The sequence below is a fragment of the Glycomyces sp. MUSA5-2 genome (genome assembly GCF_037034145.1).
GTDB classification, from domain to species: Bacteria; Actinomycetota; Actinomycetes; order Mycobacteriales; family Micromonosporaceae; genus Glycomyces; species Glycomyces artemisiae.
The window spans coordinates 226,815-246,362 of sequence record NZ_JBAGKG010000008.1; the positions used below are offsets into that span (position 1 = coordinate 226,815).

20 protein-coding genes are annotated in these 19,548 nt (G+C 70.2%); 12 read left to right on the forward strand and 8 right to left on the reverse strand.

The window, feature by feature from the left end:
- Positions 1–39 precede the first annotated feature (39 nt).
- Complete coding sequence (locus WA640_RS23345) at positions 40–522, forward strand: VOC family protein (RefSeq protein WP_335990952.1); 483 nt, start codon at positions 40–42, stop codon at positions 520–522.
- A gap of 36 nt (positions 523–558) precedes the next feature.
- On the opposite strand, the gene WA640_RS23350 is transcribed toward WA640_RS23345, so the two are convergent.
- Positions 559–1,533 carry an aldo/keto reductase gene (locus WA640_RS23350; protein WP_106366923.1) on the reverse strand — a complete coding sequence of 325 codons (975 nt, stop codon included), beginning with the start codon at positions 1,531–1,533 and terminating at the stop codon, positions 559–561.
- 117 nt (positions 1,534–1,650) lie between these two features.
- Between WA640_RS23350 and mshC the strand changes: the two genes are divergently transcribed.
- From mshC to WA640_RS23365, 3 genes are all read left to right on the forward strand, one after another.
- Positions 1,651–2,892, forward strand: a complete 1,242-nt coding sequence (gene mshC / locus WA640_RS23355) for a cysteine--1-D-myo-inosityl 2-amino-2-deoxy-alpha-D-glucopyranoside ligase (RefSeq protein WP_335990953.1) — start codon at positions 1,651–1,653, stop codon at positions 2,890–2,892.
- Positions 2,893–3,051: 159 nt separating this feature from the next.
- Positions 3,052–4,617: an enoyl-CoA hydratase-related protein gene (locus tag WA640_RS23360; protein ID WP_335990954.1), complete on the forward strand. Its 1,566-nt coding sequence runs from the start codon at positions 3,052–3,054 to the stop codon at positions 4,615–4,617.
- A 48-nt stretch (positions 4,618–4,665) separates the two neighbouring features.
- Positions 4,666–5,559 carry a phenylalanine 4-monooxygenase gene (locus tag WA640_RS23365; protein WP_106366920.1) on the forward strand — a complete coding sequence of 298 codons (894 nt, stop codon included), beginning with the start codon at positions 4,666–4,668 and terminating at the stop codon, positions 5,557–5,559.
- A gap of 7 nt (positions 5,560–5,566) precedes the next feature.
- Here the strand turns inward: WA640_RS23365 and WA640_RS23370 are convergent, their stop codons facing one another.
- Positions 5,567–6,205, reverse strand: a complete 639-nt coding sequence (locus WA640_RS23370) for a pyridoxamine 5'-phosphate oxidase family protein (protein ID WP_335990955.1) — start codon at positions 6,203–6,205, stop codon at positions 5,567–5,569.
- 22 nt (positions 6,206–6,227) lie between these two features.
- Positions 6,228–6,377, reverse strand: a complete 150-nt coding sequence (locus tag WA640_RS23375) for a hypothetical protein (RefSeq protein ID WP_335990956.1) — start codon at positions 6,375–6,377, stop codon at positions 6,228–6,230.
- Between the two features lie 101 nt (positions 6,378–6,478).
- Here WA640_RS23375 and metH point away from each other — a divergent pair, with 101 nt between their 5' ends.
- The 4 genes from metH (at position 6,479) to WA640_RS23395 (ending at position 11,983) form a co-directional block, all read left to right on the forward strand.
- Positions 6,479–10,021 carry a methionine synthase gene (gene metH, locus WA640_RS23380; protein ID WP_335990957.1) on the forward strand — a complete coding sequence of 1,181 codons (3,543 nt, stop codon included), beginning with the start codon at positions 6,479–6,481 and terminating at the stop codon, positions 10,019–10,021.
- A gap of 91 nt (positions 10,022–10,112) precedes the next feature.
- Positions 10,113–10,670, forward strand: coding sequence for a thymidine kinase (locus WA640_RS23385; RefSeq protein ID WP_106366918.1), 558 nt, complete (start codon positions 10,113–10,115; stop codon positions 10,668–10,670).
- Between the two features lie 72 nt (positions 10,671–10,742).
- Positions 10,743–11,411 carry an HAD family hydrolase gene (locus tag WA640_RS23390; protein ID WP_335990958.1) on the forward strand — a complete coding sequence of 223 codons (669 nt, stop codon included), beginning with the start codon at positions 10,743–10,745 and terminating at the stop codon, positions 11,409–11,411.
- Positions 11,412–11,452: 41 nt separating this feature from the next.
- Entirely contained in the window at positions 11,453–11,983 is a 531-nt protein-coding gene (locus WA640_RS23395) for a DUF2087 domain-containing protein (RefSeq protein WP_335990959.1), read from the forward strand.
- Positions 11,984–12,032: 49 nt separating this feature from the next.
- Here the strand turns inward: WA640_RS23395 and WA640_RS23400 are convergent, their stop codons facing one another.
- Positions 12,033–12,371 carry a winged helix-turn-helix transcriptional regulator gene (locus WA640_RS23400; protein ID WP_425433458.1) on the reverse strand — a complete coding sequence of 113 codons (339 nt, stop codon included), beginning with the start codon at positions 12,369–12,371 and terminating at the stop codon, positions 12,033–12,035.
- A gap of 140 nt (positions 12,372–12,511) precedes the next feature.
- Here WA640_RS23400 and WA640_RS23405 point away from each other — a divergent pair, with 140 nt between their 5' ends.
- From WA640_RS23405 to WA640_RS23415, 3 genes are read left to right on the forward strand one after another with little or no spacing between them, the layout of a single operon-like run.
- The gene (locus tag WA640_RS23405) at positions 12,512–13,378 is read left to right on the forward strand and encodes an NAD(P)-dependent oxidoreductase (protein ID WP_335990961.1); all 867 of its coding nucleotides are present in this window, start codon (positions 12,512–12,514) and stop codon (positions 13,376–13,378) included.
- Between the two features lie 12 nt (positions 13,379–13,390).
- Complete coding sequence (locus tag WA640_RS23410) at positions 13,391–14,260, forward strand: NAD(P)-dependent oxidoreductase (protein WP_335990962.1); 870 nt, start codon at positions 13,391–13,393, stop codon at positions 14,258–14,260.
- A gap of 8 nt (positions 14,261–14,268) precedes the next feature.
- Positions 14,269–15,138, forward strand: coding sequence for an NAD(P)-dependent oxidoreductase (locus WA640_RS23415; protein WP_335990963.1), 870 nt, complete (start codon positions 14,269–14,271; stop codon positions 15,136–15,138).
- Between the two features lie 20 nt (positions 15,139–15,158).
- Here the strand turns inward: WA640_RS23415 and WA640_RS23420 are convergent, their stop codons facing one another.
- Positions 15,159–16,010: a helix-turn-helix transcriptional regulator gene (locus WA640_RS23420; RefSeq protein WP_335990964.1), complete on the reverse strand. Its 852-nt coding sequence runs from the start codon at positions 16,008–16,010 to the stop codon at positions 15,159–15,161.
- A 131-nt stretch (positions 16,011–16,141) separates the two neighbouring features.
- Here WA640_RS23420 and WA640_RS23425 point away from each other — a divergent pair, with 131 nt between their 5' ends.
- The gene (locus tag WA640_RS23425; protein ID WP_335990965.1) at positions 16,142–16,894 is read left to right on the forward strand and encodes an NAD(P)H-dependent oxidoreductase; all 753 of its coding nucleotides are present in this window, start codon (positions 16,142–16,144) and stop codon (positions 16,892–16,894) included.
- An 81-nt stretch (positions 16,895–16,975) separates the two neighbouring features.
- Here WA640_RS23425 and WA640_RS23430 read toward each other — a convergent pair whose 3' ends face one another.
- The 3 genes from WA640_RS23430 to WA640_RS23440 all read right to left on the reverse strand — a co-directional run.
- Entirely contained in the window at positions 16,976–18,268 is a 1,293-nt protein-coding gene (locus WA640_RS23430; RefSeq protein ID WP_335990966.1) for a KamA family radical SAM protein, read from the reverse strand.
- Between the two features lie 208 nt (positions 18,269–18,476).
- A complete protein-coding gene (locus WA640_RS23435) occupies positions 18,477–18,902 on the reverse strand; it encodes an OsmC family peroxiredoxin (RefSeq protein ID WP_106366910.1) in 426 nt (141 codons plus the stop codon).
- Positions 18,903–19,365: 463 nt separating this feature from the next.
- The coding region (locus WA640_RS23440) for a hypothetical protein (RefSeq protein ID WP_335990967.1) at positions 19,366–19,548 on the reverse strand (183 nt) is incomplete at its 5' end.

Here is a 19,548-nt window from a genome sequence, read left to right on the forward strand (position 1 = left end):
TACAAGCGCAGGCCGCGCCGCCCGACGAGACTAGGGGACATGAGTGAAACCAACGTGAATCCGATCCCCGAGGGCTACCACTCGGTCACGCCGTTCATCGTCGTCAAGGACGGCGCGAAGGCCATCGAGTTCTACGAGCAGGTCTTCGGCGCGCGGGTCCTGTCCCGCAACGACATGCCCGACGGCACCGTCGCGCACTGCGAGATCCAGATCGGGAACTCGATCGTCCAGCTCGGCGACGTCAACCCGGCGTTCGGCATGGCCGAGCCCGACCCCGAGAACATCACCGCGTCGCTGGTCCTCTACGTCGAGGACTGCGACGCCGTGTTCGCTAAGGCCGTCGAAGCCGGCGCCACGGTGCGCGAGGAGCCCGCCGTGTTCCTCACCGGCGACCGGTTCGCCTCCATCGCCGACCCGTTCGGGCGCCGCTGGTCGATCATGACCCGCGTCGAGGACGTCTCCCGCGAGGAAGGCGAGCGCCGCGTGGACGAGTGGATCGCCTCCATGGGCAGCCAGGAATAGCCCACCCGGGCCGCAGGCGGCGAGTCCGCCTGCGGCTCAATAGCTCTCGGGGTACCCCACGGTCGGGGCCGACACGTCGTCGAGCGCCAGGCGGATCTCCGGCGGCAGGAACAGCTGCTCCGCCGCCAGCGACGCCCGCAGCTGCGTCGCGTTCCGCGCGCCCACGATCGCCGAGGCCACGCCCGGCTGGTCCCGCACCCACGCCAGCGCCACCTCCAGGGGGCTCACCCCGAGCCCTTCCGCCGCCGTCGCGCACGCCTCCACGATCCCCGCCGACCGCTCGTCCAGGTACGCGCCCGCGAACCGCGACCACTGCGCCGACGCCGCCCGCGAGTCCGCGGGCCGCCCGAACCGGTACTTGCCCGTCAGCACGCCCCGGCCCAGCGGCGACCACGCCAGCACCCCCAGCTCCATCGCCAGGCACGCGGGCAGCACCTCCCGCTCGACCCCGCGCTGGAGCAGCGAGTACTCCACCTGGCTCGCCACGACCGGGGTGCGCCCCGGCCACGCCGCCTGCCACGCGTACGCCCGCGCCGTCTGCCAGCCAGTGTGGTTCGACAGGCCCACGTACCGGACCTTCCCGCTCGACACGGCCGCGTCCAGGACCGACATCGTCTCCTCAAGCGGCGTGTCCGGGTCGTACACGTGCAGGATCCACAAGTCGATGTAATCGGTCCCCAGCCGCCGCAGCGACCCCTCCAGGGACCGCATGAGCCACCCGCGCGAAGTGTCGCGCTTGCGCGGCGCCCCGTCAGTGCGCACGCCCGCCTTCGTCGCGATGTGCAGCTCCGAACGCGCGACGATCTTCCCGATCAACTGCCCGATCGCCGCCTCGGCCATGCCCTGCCCGAACACGTCGGCGGTGTCCACGAGCGTGCCCCCGGCCTCCACGAACGTCTGGAGCTGCGCGGCCGCATCCTCAAGGCCCGCTTCATCGGTGGTCCACGTCATGGTCCCCAGGCCGAGGGAGGAGACCTCGATGCCGCTGCGTCCAAGTGGTCGGCGTTCCATGGCTTCACAAGTTACATTGAACGGCAATCGCGGGAAAGCCTCAGGTGCGCTTGAGGGAACGGCCCGATCCGCCCGCGCGCTGGCCGGTCGGCCGGTTTCCGAAATAGGATCGCGGGCATGGAATCCTGGACCGCACCGCACGTACCCGCCCTGCCCGGCCACGGCCCCGCCCTGCGCCTGCACGACACCGCGACCGCGGGCCCGCGCGAGACGGTCGCGCCCGACGCCGAGCGCGCCAGCATGTACGTGTGCGGCATCACGCCCTACGACGCGACGCACCTGGGGCACGCGGCCACGATGATCACGTTCGACCTGGTGCACCGGTACTGGCTCGACCAGGGCCTGGACGTGCACTACGCGCAGAACGTCACCGACGTCGACGAGCCGCTGTTCGAGCGCGCCGACCGCGACGGCACCGACTGGCAGGTCCTCGGCCTGCGCGAGACCGCGCTCTACCGCGAGGACATGGAGGCCCTCAAGGTCGTCCCGCCGCGCCACTTCATCGGCGCCGTCGAGTCCATCCCCTCGGTCGGCAAGGCCGTCGCGCAGCTCCTCGCGACCGGCGCGGCCTACCGCCACGACTCCGGCGACGTCTACTACGCCGTCGAATCCGACCCGTCCTTCGGCGCCGAGTCGAACTACGACCGCGACACGATGCTCCGCTACGCCCGCGAGCGCGGCGGCGACCCCGACCGCGGCGGCAAGCGCGACCCGCTCGACCCGATCCTGTGGAACGCCCCCAAGGACGGCGAGCCCTCGTGGGACACCGAGGTCGGACCCGGCCGCCCCGGCTGGCACATCGAGTGCGCGTGCATCGCCCTCGACTACCTCGGCGAGCAGATCGACGTCCAGGGCGGCGGCAACGACCTCATCTACCCCCACCACGAGATGTCCGCCGCGCACGCCCAGTCGCTGACCGGCAAGCGGCCCTTCGCGAACGCGTACGTCCACACCGGCATGATCGGCCTCGACGGCGAGAAGATGTCGAAGTCGCTGGGGAACCTCGTGTTCGTCTCCAAGCTCCGCGCCGAAGGCGTCGACCCGGCCGCGGTGCGCCTCGCCCTCATGTCCCAGCACTACCGCGCCGACCGCCAGTGGAGCGCGCCCGTCCTCGCCGAGGCCGAGCTGCGCCTGGGCCGCTGGCGCGAGGCCGCCTCCCGCGAACTGGCCGTCCCGGCCGGGGCGATGCTCACCGCCGTGCGCGAGCGGATCGCCGACGACCTCGACACCCCGGGGGCGCTCGCGGCGGTCGACGCGTGGGCCGAGCAGACCCTCTCCGCAGGTGGGGACGACCCCTCCGCGGCCGGGCTCGCCCGCGACACGATCGGAGGAATCCTCGGCATAGACTGCACGCGCTGATTGTGCGAAATGCCGAGTATCGGTACGCTTGATGACTGAGCGTGGCCGACTCCCCATCCTCCTGGAGTCGAATTGAAGATCCTGCTGCTTGCGTCCGCTTTCAACGGTCTCACTCAGCGCGTGTGGTGCACCCTGCGGGAACAGGGGCACGACGTCGGCGTGGAACTCGCGCCGGCGCACACCCCCGAGTCCATGACCGCCGCGGTGGAGCGGATCGACCCGGACCTCATCCTCTGCCCGTTCCTCAAGCACCGCGTGCCCGAGGACGTGTGGCGGCGGTGGACCACGGTCATCGTCCACCCCGGGCCCGTGGGCGACCGCGGCCCCTCGTCCCTCGACCACGCCCTCCTGGGCCGCAGCCCCCGCTGGGGCGTCACGGCCCTGTCGGCGGTCGAGGAGATGGACGCGGGACCGGTCTGGGCCTCCTTCACGTTCGACGTCCCCGAGGGCATCACCAAGTCCGCGCTGTACAACAGCCGCGTCGCCGACGCCGCCATGGACTGCGTCGCCGCCGTCGTCCGCAAGGTCGCCGCCGGGGACCGGCCCAAGCCCGCCGACGAGCACCCGCGCGCGGTCCCCGGCACCGGCGAGCTCCCGCTCCTGCGCCGCCCCGCGTTCGCCCTCGACTGGCGCGCCCCCGCCGCCGACCTCGCCCGCCGCATCGCCGCCGCCGACGGCGCCCCCGGCGCGCCCGTCGAGCTCAACGGCCAGACCTACTGCCTCTTCGACGCCGCCGCCACCGACGAGCACTCGGGCGCCGAACCCGGCACGATCGTCGGCCGCGACGCCGAGGCCCTCGCGTTCGCCACCGGCCGCGGCACCCTCTGGGTCGGCTACGCCGCCACCCTCGACCGCCGCCGCGGCCCGAAACTCCCGGCCGCGATGGTCGTCGACCCCAAAGACGCCCCGTTCCGGGCCGCGCCCGCGGCGATCGCCGAGACCGCCTACCGCCGCGACGGCGACATCGGCTACCTCCAGATCCGCTCCTACAACGGCGCCATGCACACCGAGCAGTGCCGCCGCCTCACCCAGGCGGTCGAGAAGGCCCTCGCCGAGGACACCCGCATCCTCGTCCTCACCGGCACCGAGCACGCCTTCTCCAACGGCATCCACCTCGGCGTCATCGACGCCGCCCCCGACCCCGCCGCCGAAGCCTGGGCCAACATCAACGCCATCGACGACCTCTGCACGGCCATCGCCGCCGCCGACCAGCTCACCGTCGCCGCGTTCACCGCCAGCGCGGGCGCGGGCGGCGTCATGACCGGGCTGTGCGCCGACGTCACCGTCGCCCGCGACGGCGTCGTCCTCAACCCCTACTACGACATGGGGATCTTCGGCTCCGAGCTGCACACCTGGTCGGTCGCCGACCGCGTCGGCGAGACCGTCGCCTCGCGCCTCCTCGGCGACAAGCTCCCGATCTCGGCGACCGAGGCCCAGCGGATCGGCCTCATCGGCGCCGTCGGGCCCCGCGACTGGGACGAGTTCGGGCGCTGGCTGCGGGCCGTCGCGCTCGGCTACAACGACCCGGTCACGCGCGGGCGCATGTTCGCCGCGAAGTCCCGCCGCCGCGCCGAGTCCAAGCCGCTGTCGTACTACCGGACCATCGAGCTGGCCGAGATGGCCCGCGACATGTTCGACGACCGGCACGGGTTCCACGCGAAACGGCGCGCCTTCCTGGGCAAATCGGCCCCCGCGGAGACGCCCGCGAAACTCCGTTTCGCTTGATATCAGGAGTGCGTTGACAGGCCGCGTCCCACCTGGTGGACTGGAGGCATGTTCGAAGAAGGACAGTACTTCGCGCCGGTCAACACCGACGCCGACGGCACGGTCGTCGTGGAGCTGGGTGAGACCCACCCGGGCTTCGCGGACGCCGACTACCGCGAGCGGCGCAACGCCATCGCGGCACTCGCATTGGACTGGAGCCCCGGCCTACCCATGCCGACGGTCTCCTACACCGATGCCGAACACGAGATATGGCGGCTGGTCAGTGCGGAACTGGCCGTCAAGCACCAGGAACTGGCCGCACACGACTACCTCGACGGCGCCGAGCGCCTCAAGCTCCCCGCCGACCACATCCCGCAGCTCCACCAGGTCTCCGAGCTCCTTGAGCCGCTGACCGGGTTCAGCTACCTGCCCGCCGCGGGGCTGGTGCCCCTGCGCGAGTTCTACGGGGTGCTCGCCGACGGGAAGTTCCACGCCACCCAGTACATCCGGCACCACTCGGTCCCGCTGTACACGCCCGAACCGGACGTCATCCACGAGGTCATCGGCCACGCCAACGCCCTCGCCGCGCCCCGCTTCGCCGCGCTGTACCGCGCCGCCGGGGACGCCGCCCGCCGCGTCCACTCCGAGGAGGCCCTCGAATTCGTCTCGCGCGTCTTCTGGTTCACCCTGGAGTTCGGGGTCATCAGCGAGGCCGACGGCCTCAAGGCGTACGGCGCGGGCATTCTCTCCTCGTACGGGGAGATCGACGAGTTCCGGGACATGACGATCCTGCCGCTCGACCTGGTCACCATGGGCACCATCGACTACGACATCACCCACTACCAGGACAAGCTGTTCGACGCGGGGTCGATGGACCGCCTGGAGGACGTCGTCGGCGAGTTCTGGGAGACCTGCGACGACGACATGATCGAGCGCCTCAAGGCCGACGCGGGGAAGGCGTAGCGGGGGACTAGTACAGGCCCTTCTCGTACTGCGGCCCGTATTTGTCGACCAGCTCCTCGTAGGTCTGCTCGGTCGCCTGGGTGTCCTTGACCATGCGCGCGTGCACCGGCACGGCGTCGGGCGTCCACGTCTCGGGCTTCCAGATGCCCGAGCGCATCGACGCCTTGCCGCAGTGGAAGAAGATCGTGTCGATCTCGACCACCAGCGCCAGGACCGGCCGGTGGCCCTTGACCACCATATCGTCGAAGAAGGGCGCGTCCGAGACGACTCGGGCGCGCCCGTTGATCCGCAGCGTCTCGCGCCGGCCGGGCAGCAGCGACAGCAGCCCGACGTGGGGGTTGGCGAGCACGTTGTGGTACCCGTCGACGCGGTGGTTGCCCTTGCGCTCGGGGATGGCGACGGTGGCGTCGTCGATGACGTGGATGAGTTTCCCGGCCGGGTCGCCCTTGGGGGAGGCGTCGCAGTTGCCCTCGGCGTCGGAGGTCGCGACCACGCAGTACGGGGAGGCGGCCAGCCAGGACCGGTCGTGCTCATGGAGCCGCGACCGCTCCTTCTGCGCCGCTTGGGGGGCGACCTCCCCGACGATCTCCCGGAGCTTCTCGGGGTCGGTCACTTCGGTCCACAGGCGAGTGTCGGCGGTGTCCATCTGCGTCCCTTCGGGGTCGGGGCTACTCGGTGTCGATGCTACGCCCCGGGCGCGCCTTCTTGAGCCGGCGTTTCTCGTCGTCCTCCAGCGCGTCCCGCACCCCCTGGCGGACCGCCCAGTAGACGAAGTAGGCGCCGATGAGCATTGCGACGAAGACAGCGAGGAGTTCCATACCGTCCAGCATATTGAGCAACTGTGATTTTCGCCTGACACGGCGCCCAACCTGTGAAACGGACTTCCCACTGAGCGGCACGCGCAAGTACCCTTGACCCCGTGTCTGAGCAGAGCCTTTTCCTCGAAACCCTGAAGCGCCGCGTCGTCATCGCCGACGGGGGCATGGGCACGATGCTCCAGACCTTCGACCCGACGATGGAGGACTACGACGGCCACGAGGGCCTCTCCGACATCCTGTCGCTGACCAGGCCCGACATCGTCCTCGGCATCCACGACGCCTATCTGGCGGCCGGAGCCGACTGCGTCGAGACCAACAGCTTCAACGCCAACTACGGCGGCCTCGTCGAGTACGGCATCGAGGACCGCGCGCGCGAGATCGCCCGCGCCGCCGCCTCGCTCGCCCGCCGGAAGGCCGACGAGTACGCCACCCCCGCCTGGCCGCGCTTCGTCCTCGGCTCGATGGGCGGCGGCACCCGCCTGCCCACCCTCGGCCACGCCCCGTTCGCGCTCCTGCGCGACCACTACGAGGAGTGCTCCCTCGGCCTCATCGAAGGCGGCGCCGACGCGCTCCTGGTCGAGACCGCCCAGGACCTCCTCCAGGCCAAGGCCGCCGTCATCGGCGCCAAGCGCGCCAATGCGAAGCTCGGCACGAGCGTGCCGATCATCGCCCAGGTCACCGTCGAGACCACCGGCACGATGCTCGTCGGCGGCGAGATCGGCGCGGCCCTCACCAGCCTCACCGCCCTCGGCATCGACCTCATCGGCCTCAACTGCGCCACCGGCCCCGACGAGATGAGCGAGAGCATCCGCTACCTCTCCCGCCACTCGCCCGTCCCGATCTCGGTCATGCCCAACGCCGGCCTGCCCGTGCTCGGCCCCAACGGCGCGGTCTACCCGCTCACCCCCGACGAGCTCGCCGACGCCCACGAGGAGTTCGTCACGAACTTCGGCGTCAGCCTCGTCGGCGGCTGCTGCGGCACCACCCCCGACCACATCCGCGCCGTGCGCGCGCGCCTCGGCGGCGCCCCCGAGGACCTCGTCAAGCCCAAGGACCGCACGCCCGTCCTCGAACCGGGCGTCTCCTCCTCGTACCACCACGTGCCGTTCCGCCAGGACGCCTCGATCCTCAACGTCGGCGAGCGCACGAACGCCAACGGCTCCAAGGCCTTCCGCGACGCCATGCTCGCCGCCGACTTTGACCGCTGCGTCGAGATCGCCCGCGAGCAGGCCGGCGGCGGCTCCCACCTCCTCGACCTGTGCGTCGACTACGTCGGCCGCGACGGCGCCGAGGACATGAAGGTCCTCGCCTCCCGCTTCGCCACCGCCTCCACGCTCCCGATCATGCTCGACTCCACCGAGCCGAACGTGGTCGAAGCCGGGCTCGAAGCCCTCGGCGGCAAGTGCGTCGTCAACTCCGTCAACTTCGAGGACGGCGACGGCCCCACCTCCCGCTACCAGCGCATGATGCCCCTCGTCGCCGAGCACGGCGCGGGCGTCGTCGCCCTCTGCATCGACGAGGACGGCCAGGCCCGCGACCGCGACTGGAAGGTGCGCGTCGCCGCCCGCCTCGTCGACGACCTCACCGGCACCTGGGGCCTGAACATCGAGGACATCTTCGTCGACGCCCTCACCTTCCCCATCTCCACCGGCCAGGAGGAGACCCGCCGCGACGGCATCGAGACCATCGAGGCCATCCGCGAGATCGCCCGCCGCTACCCCGGCGTCAACTTCACGCTCGGCATCTCCAACATCTCCTTCGGCCTCAACCCCGCCGCCCGCCAGGTCCTCAACTCCGTATTCCTCAACGAATGCGTCGAAGCCGGCCTCACCAGCGCGATCGTCCACGCCTCCAAGATCCTGCCCATGGCCTCGATCCCCGAGGAGCAGAAGCAGGTCGCGCTCGACATGGTCTACGACCGCCGCACCGAGGACTACGACCCGCTCCAGAAGCTCATCGAGATCTTCGACGGCGTCAGCCTCGCCGGATCCAAGGAGGCCCGCGCCGAGGCCCTCGCCGCCCTCCCGCTCGGCGAGCGCCTCGCCCAGCGCATCATCGACGGCGACAAGAACGGCATGGACGCCGACCTCGACGAGGCCCTCGCCGGAGGTAAGCGCCCCCTCGACATCATCAACGACCACCTCCTCGAAGGCATGAAGGTCGTCGGCGACCGCTTCGGCTCCGGCCAGATGCAGCTCCCGTTCGTCCTCCAGTCCGCCGAGGCCATGAAGTTCGCCGTCGCCCACCTCGAACCCCACATGGACAAGGCCGACTCCACCGACAAGGGCACCATCGTCCTCGCCACCGTCCGCGGCGACGTCCACGACATCGGCAAGAACCTCGTCGACATCATCCTGTCCAACAACGGCTACACCGTCGTCAACCTCGGCATCAAGCAGCCCATCAACGCGATCCTCGACGCCGCCGAGGAGCACCAGGCCGACGTCATCGGCATGAGCGGCCTCCTCGTCAAGTCGACGGTCATCATGAAGGACAACCTCGCCGAGATGATGGCCCGCTCGATGCACACGAGGTGGCCGGTCCTCCTCGGCGGCGCCGCGCTCACCCGCGCGTACGTCGAGGACGACCTCCGCGAGATGTTCGAAGGCGGCCAGGTCCACTACGCGCGCGACGCCTTCGAGGGCCTCGACCTCATGAACAAGGTCATGAACGCCCGCCGCACCGGCACGCCCCTGGTCGACCCGGAGAAGGAGGCGAAGATCGCCCTGCGCCGCGAGCGCCGCGCCAAGCAGGCCACGATGGTCGCCGACACGCTCCCGGACCTGAACGACACGTCGGTGCGCTCCGATGTCGCCACCGACGTCGACATCCCCGTGCCGCCGTTCTTCGGCTCCCGCGTCCTCAAGGGCATCCAGACCTCCGAGTACGCCGCGCTCCTCGACGAGCGCGCGACCTTCCTCGGCCAGTGGGGCCTCAAGCCCGGCCGCGGCGCCGACGGCCCCTCCTACGAGGAGCTCGTGGAGACCGAGGGCCGCCCGCGCCTGCGCTACTGGCTCGACCGGCTCGCCACCGACAACGTCCTCGAAGCGAAGGTCGCCTACGCGTACTTCCCGGCCTACGCCGAAGGGAACACGCTCGTCGTCCTCGACGAGAACGGCCACGCCGAGCGCGCCCGCTTCACGTTCCCGCGCCAGCGCCAAGGCAGGCGCCTGTGCCTCGCGGACTTCTTCCGCGCCAAGGACGGCGAGCAGCTCGACGTCCTCGGCATGCAGCTGGTCACCTTGGGCTCCAAGGTCTCCGAGTACACCAACGAGCTGTTCCAGGCCAACGCCTACCGCGACTACCTCGAAGTGCACGGCCTCACCGTGCAGCTCACCGAGTCGCTCGCCGAGTACTGGCACCGCCGCATGCGCCGCGAATGGGTCCTGCCCGGAGGCGGCACCGTCGCCGACGCCGACCCCGCTGACCTCAAGGGCATCCTCGACGTCGACTTCCGCGGCTGCCGCTACTCCTTCGGCTACCCGGCCTGCCCGGAGCTGGCCGACCGCGCGACCCTCGTGGAGCTCCTCGGCGCCGACCGCATCGGCGTCGAACTGTCCGAAGGGGACCAGCTCCACCCGGAGCAGTCCACCGACGCGATCGTCCTCCACCACCCCGAGGCGAGCTACTTCAACGCCAAATGACCCCGGTGAGTGCCCGGCGTCCATGCGGCGCCGGGCACCGACCCGGGAACCGCGTTCACCCCCGCGCCCCGCGCCCGGCACCATAGGGGCCATGTCGCACGAACTCGTCGCCTACCTCGGCGTCATGGACGCCGGGAAGTCCACCCTCGCCCTCCAGTACCACCACTCCCTCGGCGGCGAGGGCGTCGTCTACACCTCCATGGACCGCGGCGGCGAAGGCGTCGTCTCCAGCCGCATCGGTCTCAACCACGAAGCGCGCGAAGTGAAACCGGGATTCGACGTCTACGACGACCTGGCCGCGCTCCGGCCCCCGTACGTCATCGTCGACGAGGTCCAGTTCCTCGAAGCCCCCAAGCAGATCAACCACCTCGCCGACGCCGTCGACGGCCTCGGCCTCGACGTGTACGCCTTCGGCCTCAAGACCGACTTCCTCGGCCGCCTCTTCCCGGCCTCCCAGCGGCTCATCGAGCTCGCCGACCGCGTCGAGGAGCTCCCGGTCCGCGTCAACTGCTGGTGCGGCGAGCGCGGCACCCACAACGCCCGCACCCGCGACGGCGTCATGGTCTTCTCCGGCGACCTCGTCGAAGTCGGCGACATGGACTCCTACACCGTCCTGTGCCGCCGCCACCACCGCGCCGGACTCGCGTGACACCTGTGAGCCTGCTCGCCCGGAACGGGCGAAACGGCCGATCGCACCCGCGCCCCCGATACCGTTCTAGGCGTGACTGAGGTTCCAGAGCTCCCGCAGGCCGTCTTCTTCGACATGGACGGCACGCTCCTCGACTCCGAACGCCTCTGGGACGTCGCCCTCGAAGAACTCGCGGTCGTCCTCGGCGGCATCCTGCGCCCCGAGGTGCGCGACCGCATGGTCGGCACCAACGAGGACGCCTCGGTCATCTTCCTCCTCGAAGACCTCGGCCTCCCCGTCGAGGACTTCCCCGAGCACGTCCAGTGGCTGCGCGAGCGCATGAAGACCCTGTTCGCCATCGGCGCCGCCTGGAAGCCCGGCGCCCAGGAACTCCTGTACGAGGTCCGCGCCGCCGGCATCCCCACCGCGCTCGTCACCTCCACCGCCCGCGAACTCACCGAAGTCCTCCTCGGCACCCTCGGCGCCGAGAACTTCGACGTCATCATCTGCGGCGACGAGGTCCAGGCCCGCAAACCCGACCCCGAGCCCTACGCCACCGCCGCCGCGAAACTCGGTGTCGACCCCGCCCGCAGCTTCGCCATCGAGGACTCCCCGTCCGGCAGCGAGTCCGCGCTCGCCGCGGGCGCCGTCACCTTCACCGTCCCCAGCGAAGTCGCCCTCCCCGAGTCGATCCCGGCCCACCGCCTCGCCACCCTCGACGGCGTCACCCTCGCCACGCTCCGCGCCATCGCCGCCGCCTAAACCGCCTTGACGCCCTGGGCGATCCCGACCATCGTGGGCCCATGGAACCGAGCCACGAGATCGTCAAGGCCCTCGCCGACCCCGCCCGCCTCCGCGTCTTCGCCGCGATCGTCCTCGCAGGCGACACCGGCACCGCCCTCGCGGACCTGCGCGAGCACCACCCCGACGCCGACCGGGCCCTCCCGCGCCTCGTCCGCGCCGGACTCGTGACCTCCGGCGACGACGGCCTCCGCGCCGACCCGACCGCCTTCCGCCAAGCCGCGGCCGCCGCCCGCTCCACCGTCACCGACGCCCCCGAAGGCACCGACCCCGGTGTCGCCCACTTGTACACGGCCGGACGCCTCACCGTCATCCCCACTCGCCGCGCCACCCGCGTCGCCGTCCTGCGCGACCTCGCCGACCGGCTCTTCGCCTTCGACCGCGTCTACACGCAGGCCGAGATCACCGACGCGCTCGCCGCGGTCCACGACGACCCGCTCACCCTGCGCCGCGAACTCGTCGACGAACTCCTCCTCGAACGCACCCTCGGCGGCCGCGAATACCGCCGCCGCGAAGCCCCGCCCCTCGACTGACACGACAGCGGCCGCGGGGCAAACCCCCGCGGCCGCAACCGAAACCGCCTCACCGCCGCGACGACAGCACCTCGCGGTGCTCCTCGCCCCAGTCCTCCAGCGGCTTCAGCGCCACGCTCAGCGACTCGCCCAGCGGCGTCAGCGAATACTCCACCCGCGGCGGCACCTCCGCGTACAGCTCCCGGTGCACCACCCCGCTCGCCTCCAGCTGCCGCAGGTTCTCCGCGAGGACCTTCTCGCTCACCCCGTCGAGCTTCCGCCGGATCTGCCCGAACCGCACCGGCCCCTCCGCGAGCACCCACATGAGGTGCATCTTCCACTTGCCGCCCACCACGTCGATCGCGAGCGACATCCCGCAGGTTTGATCTACGTCACCCATCGTCTCCACAGCACGCCTCCCGACCGTATTTCTCACCTCGACGTAAGCAACCCCACCTGGAAGTGCGGTCTTGCCGAGCCTACCCGGCACGACCGACCATGGAACCCGTCAACACGCACAGGGAGCCACCACTTACCAAGGGGCACAACATGTCTGCCAGCAAGTCCGCCACCGTCCTCGGCCTCGGCCCGATGGGCCGCGCCACCGTCCGCCTCCTCCTCGCCGCAGGCGTCGACGTCACCGTCTGGAACCGCACCCCCGGCAAGACCGACGCCCTCGCCGAACTCGGCGCCAAGCCCGCCGCCACCGTCGCCGAAGCCGTCGCCGCCAGCGACACGATCCTGCTCTCCCTCATCCACTACGACGCCATGTACGGCGTCCTCGAACAAGCGGGCGACCTCACCGGCAAGACCGTCCTCAACCTCTCCTCCGACTCGCCCGCCAACACCGCCAAAGGCGCGAGCTGGGTCCTCGACCGCGGCGCCCGCTTCCTCACCGGCGCCTACATGACCCAGAGCGACGACATCGCCCACCCCGCCTCCACGCTCTACACCAGCGGCCCCGCCGACCTCTACGCCGAGCTCAAACCCCTCCTCGACCACCTCTGCAAGAGCGTCCACCTCGGCGCCGACTACGGCCTCGCCCAGCTCTACTACCAGGCCGGACTCGCCATGTTCCACGCCTACCTCATCTCCCTCCAGCAGGCCTTCGCCATGATCGAGCGCTCCGGCGGCGACATCGACACCTTCCTCGAACTCACCAAGGACGACGCCGGCAGCCAGCGCGACTTCTCCCTCTACTTCGCCCAGGCCGCCAAGCAAGGCGGCTGGGGCGACCTCGCCAGCCTCAAGATGATGCACGCCGGCGCCCAGCACGTCATCGACGCCAGCGAAGACGCCGGCGTCGACGCCGCCCTCACCCGCACCATCCAGGACTACTACCAGCGCGCCCTCGACGCCACCGAGCAGACCGGCACCGTCGTCCCCGTCTACCGCCTCTTCCGCGGCGACCACTAGAAAGGACCACCCGTGCCCACCGGCAACCTCACCGTCCTCGGCCTCGGCGCCATGGGCTCCGCCATCGCCGCCAGACTCCGCGACACCGGATACACCACCACCGTCTGGAACCGCACCGCCGCAAGAACCGTCCCGCACACCGCGGCGGGCTCCCGCGCCGCCTCCACCGTCCCCGACGCCGTCGACGCGGGCGACGTCGTCATCACCGTCCTCCTCGACCACGCCAGCGTCCGCGAACACCTCGAACCCGCCGCACCGAACCTCCGCGGCAAAGTCGTCGTCAACCTGACCACGACCACCCCGGGCGAAGCCCGCGACACCGCCGCCTGGGCCGCCGCCCACGGCATCGCCTACCTCGACGGCGCGATCATGGCCGTCCCGTCCATGATCGGCACCCCCGAGGCCCGCCTCCTCTACTCCGGCGACGAGAACGCCTACGCCATCGCCGAACCCGCGCTGGCGGCCCTCGGCGGCGCCGAGTTCACCGGCACCGACGCAGGGGTCGCGTCGCTCAAGGACACGGCCCTCCTCGCGGCCATGGACCTGATGCTCCTCGGCCAGCTCCAGGCCGTCGCCATGATGCGCACGGTCGGCGTCCCCGCGGCCGACACCGCGGTGGAGGTGGAGGCGTGGCTCGCCGCGATGCTCCCGCACGGCAGGGCCGTCGCCGCGATCGTCGACGGCGGCGCCTACGACACCGGCGGCCAGAGCGTCGACTTCGACCGGCGCGGCCTGGCCTCGATCATCACCGCCTGCCGCGAGCAGGGCGTCAGCGCCGCGCTCCTGGAACCGCACGAGCGGCTCCTTGCAGAGCTCTCCGCGGCCGGACACGGCGGCGACGACTGGCCCCGCATCATCGACCGACTCACGATTCCAAGGTAGGGAAGCACATGCCGAACCAGACCGTCGCCGTCCTCGGGCTCGGGGCCATGGGCTCCGCGATCACCGAGCGCCTGCGCGACACCGGGTACGCCACCGTCGTGTGGAACCGCACCGCCGCCAGGACCGCGCCGCACGCCGCAGCGGGCTCCCGTGCCGCCGCCACCGTCGCCGAAGCGGTCAGCGCCGCGGACACGGTCCTCGTGGTCCTGTTCGACGACGCGAGCGTCCGCGAGCACCTTGACCCGCTCGCGGCCGACCTGAAGGGCCGCACCGTGGTCAACCTGACCACGACAACGCCCGACCAGGCCCGCGCCACCGCCGCCTGGGCCGCCGAGCACGGCCTCACCTACCTCGACGGCGCCATCATGGCGACCCCCGACATGATCGGGACCCCGGTCGCGCGACTCCTCTACTCCGGCGACCGCGCCGCCTACGACGGCGCCCGCGCGGTCCTGGAGGTCCTCGGCGCCGCCGACTACGAAGGGGAGGACGCGGGGCTCGCCTCGCTCAAGGACATGGCGCTGCTCACCGCCATGTACCAGATGTTCGCGGGGTTCATGCAGGCCGCGGCGATGATGCGCACGGTCGGCGTCCCCGCGGCCGACACCGCCGCGGAGATCCGCGGCTGGCTCGGGGCGCTCCTGCCGCACCTCGACCACTTCGGCGCCGAGATCGATCGCGGCGACTTCGACCCGGCCCGCGGCCAGGACGTGGAGTTCACCAGGGCCGCAATCGGATCGCTTATCACCGCCGCCCGCGGGCAGGGCGTCAGCGCCGTGCTCCTGGAGCCGCTCATGCGCCAGCTCGACGAACTGTCCGCGACCGGCCGCGGCGGGGCCGACTGGATCAGCGTGATCGACCAGTTGCCGGTCAGGTGACCGCCGGGGCGGGCGGGGGACTACTCGCCCGCCCCCAGCAGCTGCAGCTTCTCGTACCCGTCGGTCCCGGGCGCGGCCGTCAGCGTCACGAGCATCTGCCCGGAGCCGTCCGCGACCCGGAACTGGTCCTTGTACAGCTGGATCAGCCCCACCATCGGGTGCTCGAACCGCACCCAGCCGATGTTGCAGTCCTTCACCTCGGCCCGCGCCCACATCTCCGCGAAGTCCCGGTGCGCCACCGACAGCTCGCCGATGAGCGCCGTCAGCTCGGCGTCCTCGGGGAACAGCGCCGCCATCTTCCGCAGCTGCGCCACGGTCTCGTACGAGCACACGTCCCGCCAGTCGGGGAAGAACTCCCGCGAGTCGTCGTCGAACAGCAGTCGCACGAAGTTCGGGCCCGCCTCCAGGTCCCACCCGAACCCGCCGTACAGCAGCCGGGCCAGGCGGTTCGAGGCGAGCACGTCCTGCCGATGGTTCAAGATGAGCGCCGGAAAGCCGTCGATCGCCGCGAGCATCGTCTCCAGCGAGGGCCGCACGCCCGCCCGCTCGTGCATCTGGTCGCGCCGCGAGTTCCCCGCGAGCCGGTGCAGGTGCGCCCGCGTCGTCTCGTCCAGGCGCAGCGCCCGCGCGACCGCGTCGAGCACCTGATCCGACGGGCGCTTCGCCCGGCCCTGCTCCAGGCGCGTGTAGTAGTCCACGCTCACCCCGGCCAGCAGCGCCAGCTCCTCGCGCCGCAGCCCCGGCACCCGGCGCCGCGCGTCGTTCGGGAGCCCGACCTCGTCGGGGTTCACCCTGGCGCGCCGCGCCTGGAGGAACTTCCCCAGGTCGACGACGTCCTCCAGCTTGTGGATCCCGGTCGCATCAGATGACATCACTCAAACCTCCGCGGCAAGTATCGCCGCGCCCGCTCACCGCTGCCTAGGTCTGTCAGTCCTAGGGTCGAACGACCCCAGGTCGAACAGACGTCTGGCAGCCTCCCGGAATCCGCCGCAGCATGGTCGCCATGCAGATCCACATCGTCTACGCCCACCCGCACGCCGCGTCCCTGAACGCCGCGCTCCGGGACGAATCGGTCGCCACCCTGGAGGGCCTCGGCCACACCGTCACCGTCTCCGACCTGTACGCCATGCAGTGGAAGGCCGTCGCCGACTACGACGACTTCGGCCCCACCGAGAACGAGCACTTCATGGCCGCCGCGGGCGAAGCGTGGGACAAAGGCCAGGTCGCACCCGACGTGCGCGCCGAGCAGGAGAAGCTCCTCGCCGCCGACCTCGTCATCCTCCAGTTCCCGCTCTGGTGGTACACCGTCCCGGCGATCCTGAAGGGCTGGATCGACCGCGTCTTCACCAACGGCTTCGGCTACGGCACCTCCCGCGACTGGCCCCGCTTCGGCGACGGCGTCCTCGCCGGCAAGCGCGCCATGGTCGTCGTCACCACCGGCGCCGCCGAGTCCCACCTGTCCGACCGCGGCGTCAACGGCTCCATCGACGACCTGCTGTTCCCGCTCCAGCACGGCGTCCTGTTCTACCCCGGCATGCAGGTCCTGCCCCCGGTCGTCGTCACCGGCGCGGTCCACCGCTTCGGCGACGCCGAGTACGCCGACGCCGCGAAGCTCCTGCGCTCGCGCCTGGAGACCCTCGACGAGACCGAGCCGATCGCCTACCGCAAGCAGGCCGAGGACTACGACGACGCCAAGCGCCTCAAGCCCGGCCTCGAACCCGAGGGCACCACCGGCTTCGCACTCCACATCGCCTGAGCAGCAGAAAGGGCCGGAGCGGCGGCAGCCGCTCCGGCCCTCCCGTTCAGTCGACGACCGTCCAGCCGATGAGGACGGGGTCTACTCGAACGGGAACTTGTCCGCGAACGCGGGCTTCAGGTCGTCCACCCACACGGCGTTCTCGTCGAACTTCGCGTAGAACGGGATCCCCACGATCCGGGGGTCTCTGGCCTGGAGCATCCGCAGCGCGAACACCTTCTCCTCGCCGATCTCGATGATCCCGTCGACCGCGACCTTGCCCGGCGTGGCCGACATCGACGGGCCTCTCACGGTCCGGCACAAGCCCGAGACCTGGCTGAACGCGTCACGGAAGATCTCCCACGCCCGCGCCAGCGGCACCGAGAAGTAGTCCCTCGGCCCCGTATCGCGCTCCACGAACATGTAGTACGGGATCATCCCCAGCTTGTGCTGGGTCCTCCACATCCCCGCCCACTGGTCCGCGTCGTCGTTGATCGTCCTGATCAGCGGCGCCTGCGTCCGGATCACCGCACCCGTGGACCGGATGCGGCGCACCGCCTCCCGCACGATGTCGGAGTCGAGCTCCTTCAAGTGCGAGAAGTGCGCCATGAACGCGAGGTTCCGCCCCGACGCCACGACCTGCTCGAACAGCCGCAGCGTGTCGTCCGCGTCAGGGTCCGACACGAACCGCTGCGGCCAGTACGCGAGCGCCTTCGACCCGATGCGGATCGATTCGACGTGGTCCATGCCCAGCAGCGGCTCGATGTACCGACGCAGCACGGGCTCGCCCATGATCATCGGGTCCCCGCCGGTCAGCAGCACGCTGCTCACCTCCGGGTGCTCCCGCACATAGCCGGTCAGCTGCTCCACGTCGTTGTTCGCCATCTTCAGGTCGGCGATCCCCACGAACTGCGCCCACCTGAAGCAGTAGGTGCAGTACGCGTGGCAGGTCTGGCCCTGCTGCGGGAAGAACAGCACCGTCTCGCGGTACTTGTGCTGGAGCCCCGGAATCGGCTCCTCGCCGGCCTTCGGGATGTTGAGCTGGAGCTGCCCCGCCGGATGCGGGTTCAGCTTGAACCGCACCTCGTTGGCCGCGGCCGTCACCTCCTGCTTGGAGGCGTCGGCCTTCAGCAGCCCCGCGATGTGGTCGACGTCCTCCGCCGGGAGCATGTCCTCCTGCGGGAACACCAGCCGGAACATCGGGTCCTCGAACGGACGGTCCCAGTCGATGAGCTCATCGACCACGTACGCGTTCGTCCTGAACGGCAGGACCGACGCGACGGCCCTGGTGCGAAGCCGCTGCTCCTCCGACAGCGGCGCTCGTTGGAGCAGATCGTCGAGATGACGGATGGTGTAGGCGGTGAACCGCCTACCGGCGTTTTCAGGAGCAGTCACGAGAACTCCCTCCTCTTGATGTTGTAGCGGTCTGCAACGCGGCTCGGCAGGGCCCCAGTTACAAACAAGTGCGCGAAACCAACGCTCACCCGGCCTCCGGGGCTCTCGCCCGTGTCGGCTCCGTGGTCTTTCGACCACGGATGGTGCACCCGATGCTTTCGCGCACACTGTGCGTGAAATATGAAATTTTCAGTTGATTGTGACGACCCTAACCCAGAGTCGCCTCAAGCGAAATAGGGACCGCCTTCAGCGCCTGGCTGACCGGGCAGCCGTCCTTGGTGGCCGCCGCGATCTCATCGAACTCGCCCTTCTCGATCCCGGGCACCACGGCCCGGACGGTCAGCGCGATGCCGGTGATCCCGGTGCCGGGCTTGAAGTCGACGCCGGCTTCGGTGACGATCTCCTCCGCCGTGTAGCCGGCCTTGCCCAGGCCCGCCGAGAGCGCCATGGAGTAGCAGGAGGCGTGGGCCGCGGCGATGAGCTCCTCGGGGCTGGTCTTGCCCTCCGGGTCGTTCGCGCGCGACGCCCAGGTCACCGGAGTGTCCGGCAGGCCGGACGACACGAAGCTGGTGACACCGCCGCCGTCCTGGAGACCGCCGGTCCATCGGGTGCGTGCGTTGCGAGTGACTGACATGCCTTCTCCTCTGATCGGAGTTCCTTCGCTCGCAGGCTAACAGTCGAACTTGACGTCTGAAGACGGTCCGCGACGGCGGCCGCCCCATGCCGACCCACCGTCGTGTTCGCGGAAGTTCCCTCCGTCTTCGCTGGTCAAGCGTAACGTTGAACGACAGGTGACCCCCCTGGTTTCGGCTCCTTCGGGGGTGTGTATATTTGTCTCTGCCCGCGGGGGAACGGAACGGCCGGAAAGCCGGTCCGGAGATCACGGAGGCACGCGACAGGTTCTCAGAGCCAGGCGCGGTCCGGATCGCAGCGCGGGGATCACCTGAGGCTTCATAGAGGCTCAATCGCATGTGACCAGGGTCAATCACCCCCGGTTAGACATCGCAGATCGAGACTAGTAATGTTGTTCGGGTTGCTCCGGCGGAGAACGAATCCCAAATCGGATGAGTCTTTGTTGTGGCGTGTTGTTTGAGAACTCAACAGGGTGTTTGGATGGTCAGCGTGTGGGCTGATTGAAGGGGTTCGGCTTTGGTGCTGGATATCTGGAGATCGGTACTGTTTTTGACTGTCTTTTCCTTGGGACACTTGCTTGGTGTCTCGTGAAAATCGGTCAGGACATGCTTCGACACATGATTTGAAGTCGCTGGGCCCGTCAGGGT